This window comes from Streptomyces sp. WAC05292, assembly GCF_003949955.1.
GTDB classification, from domain to species: domain Bacteria; phylum Actinomycetota; class Actinomycetes; order Streptomycetales; family Streptomycetaceae; genus Streptomyces; species Streptomyces globosus.
Genome location: NZ_RPSE01000706.1, coordinates 1 through 1451, shown reverse-complemented (window position 1 = coordinate 1451; position 1451 = coordinate 1). Strand labels below are relative to the sequence as shown.

Sequence of the window (1451 nt, the reverse complement as noted above, 5' to 3'; positions counted from 1 at the left end):
GACCCCGCCGGGACCACCACCCCCGACCCCACACCCGACAACGGAGGCGACGCGTGAACGACGCACTCGACGTCGCCCTGCGGCTGCTGGTCGTCTTCGCCGTCTTCCTCGTGCTCCCGCTCGTCGTCGGGCAGACCGAGCACAAGGTGATGGCGCACATGCAGGGACGCCTCGGCCCCATGTACGCGGGCGGCTTCCACGGCTGGGCCCAGCTCGTCGCCGACGGCGTGAAGTTCGCGCAGAAGGAGGACGTGGTCCCCGCCGGCGCCGACCGCCGCATCTTCCAACTCGCCCCGGCCGTCGCCCTGCTCCCCTACCTCCTCGTCCTCATCGCCATCCCCATCGGCCCCGGCGAGGGTGCGGTCGGGCAGGCCATCGACGCGGGCGTGTTCTTCGTCCTCGCCGTCATGGGCGTCGGCGTCCTCGGCAGCCTCATGGCCGGCTGGGCCTCCGCGAACAAGTTCTCCCTCCTCGGCGGCCTGCGCACCGCCGCCCAGCTCCTCGCCTACGAGCTGCCCATGCTGCTCACCGCCGCCTCCGTCGCGATGGCCGCCGGGACCGTCTCCCTGCCCGGCATCGTCGACGCCTTCGAGTGGTGGTGGCTGCCCTGGCAGATCACCGGCGCGCTCGTCTTCTTCACCGCCGGGCTCGCCGAACTCCAGCGGCCCCCCTTCGACATGCCCGTCGCCGACTCCGAGATCATCTTCGGCGCGTACACCGAGTACACCGGCCTCCGCTTCGCCCTGTTCCTCCTCGCCGAGTACGCCGGCATCGTCGTGCTCTGCGCCCTGACCACCGTCCTCTTCCTCGGCGGCTGGCACGGGCCCGTCGCCGACGGCTGGGTGTGGACCCTCCTCAAGACCGCCGTCCTCGCCTTCGTCGTGATCTGGCTCCGCGTGAGCTACCCGCGCCTGCGCGAGGACCAGCTGCAGAAGCTCGCCTGGACCCTCCTCATCCCGCTCGCGCTCGCCCAGATCGCGCTCACCGGCATCGTGAAGGTGGCGATGAACTGATGCCCATCCCCGGATCCGGCCTGGCCAAGGGCCTCGCCGTCACCCTGCGCACGATGACGAAGCGCTCGCACACCGCCCAGTACCCCGAGGTGCAGCCCGAACTCCCGCCCCGCACCCGAGGGGTCATCGGCCTGTTCGAGGAGAACTGCACGGTCTGCATGCTGTGCGCCCGCGAGTGCCCCGACTGGTGCATCTACATCGACTCCCACAAGGAGACGGTGCCCGCCGCCACCCCCGGCGGCCGCGAGCGCAGCCGCAACGTCCTCGACCGCTTCGCCATCGACTTCTCGCTCTGCATGTACTGCGGCATCTGCATCGAGGTCTGCCCCTTCGACGCCCTCTTCTGGTCGCCGGAGTTCGAGTACGCGGAGACGGACATCCTCGACCTCACCCACGAGCGCGACAAGCTCCGCCAGTGGATGTGGACGGTGCCCGCCC

2 protein-coding genes are annotated in these 1451 nt (G+C 70.6%); both read left to right on the top strand.

Going from position 1 to position 1451, the window contains the following annotated elements:
• The first annotated feature begins 53 nt into the window (after positions 1-53).
• A complete protein-coding gene (locus tag EF903_RS32515; RefSeq protein WP_125548522.1) occupies positions 54-1013 on the top strand; it encodes a complex I subunit 1 family protein in 960 nt (319 codons plus the stop codon).
• Positions 1010-1451: NADH-quinone oxidoreductase subunit I (locus EF903_RS32510; protein ID WP_148142653.1), on the top strand; the 442-nt coding region annotated here is incomplete at its 3' end. The genes EF903_RS32515 and EF903_RS32510, both read left to right, overlap by 4 nt.